This is a genomic window from Spirillospora sp. NPDC049652 (assembly GCF_040675125.1).
In the GTDB taxonomy this organism is placed as follows: Bacteria; Actinomycetota; Actinomycetes; order Streptosporangiales; family Streptosporangiaceae; genus Spirillospora.
This window is the reverse complement of record NZ_JBFAOF010001570.1, coordinates 1-1052: the sequence shown is the minus strand read 5'-3', so window position 1 is coordinate 1052 and position 1052 is coordinate 1. Positions and strand designations below refer to the sequence as shown.

Here is a 1052-nt window from a genome sequence, read left to right as displayed (position 1 = left end):
TCGAAGTCCTGGGCGTCGATCGCCGATTCCTTCTCCCGGCGCACATCGGCGATCTTCTCGTCGTACTCGCGCAGGTCCGGCGGCGCGGTCATCCGCCGGATCCGCATCCGCGACCCCGCCTCGTCGATCAGGTCGATCGCCTTGTCCGGCAAGAACCGGTCGGAGATATAGCGATCCGCGAAACGGGCTGCCGCCGTGAGGGCTCCGTCCGTGATCGAGACCCGGTGATGGGCTTCGTAGCGGTCGCGCAGCCCTTTCAGGATGTCGATCGTGTGGCTGAGAGAGGGTTCAGCGACCTGGATCGGCTGGAACCGCCGCTCCAGCGCCGCGTCCTTCTCCAGGTGCTTGCGGTACTCATCCAGCGTCGTCGCACCGATGGTCTGCAGCTCGCCGCGCGCCAGCATCGGCTTCAGGATCGACGCGGCATCGATCGCGCCCTCGGCGGCGCCCGCACCCACCAGCGTGTGGAGCTCGTCGATGAACAAGATGATGTCGCCGCGGGTCCGGATCTCCTTCAGGACCTTCTTCAGCCGCTCCTCGAAATCACCCCGGTAGCGCGAACCCGCGACCAGCGCGCCCAGGTCGAGGGTGTAGAGCTGCTTGTCCTTCAGCGTCTCGGGCACCTCACCCTTGACGATCTTCTGCGCCAGGCCCTCGACCACCGCCGTCTTGCCGACACCGGGCTCGCCCACCAGCACCGGGTTGTTCTTGGTGCGACGCGACAACACCTGCATCACACGCTCGATCTCGGTGTCACGACCGATCACCGGGTCGAGCTTGCCCTCGCGGGCCGCCTGCGTCAGGTTCCGGCCGAACTGGTCGAGCACCTGCGACGTGGCCGGAGTGGTCTCGCTCGCGCTTCCCGGGCTCGGCTGGTCCTTGGCGCCCGAGTAGCCGTGGAGGAGCTGGATGACCTGCTGGCGGACGCGGTTGAGGTCGGCTCCGAGCTTGACCAGGACCTGGGCGGCGACGCCCTCGCCCTCACGGATCAGACCCAGCAGGATGTGCTCGGTGCCGATGTAGTTGTGACCCAGCTGCAACGCCTCACGCAG

At 67.2% G+C, this 1052-nt stretch carries 1 protein-coding gene; it reads right to left on the bottom strand.

From position 1 onward, the window contains the following. A partial coding sequence (locus AB0J52_RS42000) for a Clp protease N-terminal domain-containing protein (RefSeq protein ID WP_500188901.1) occupies positions 1 to 1052 on the bottom strand: 1052 nt, incomplete at both ends.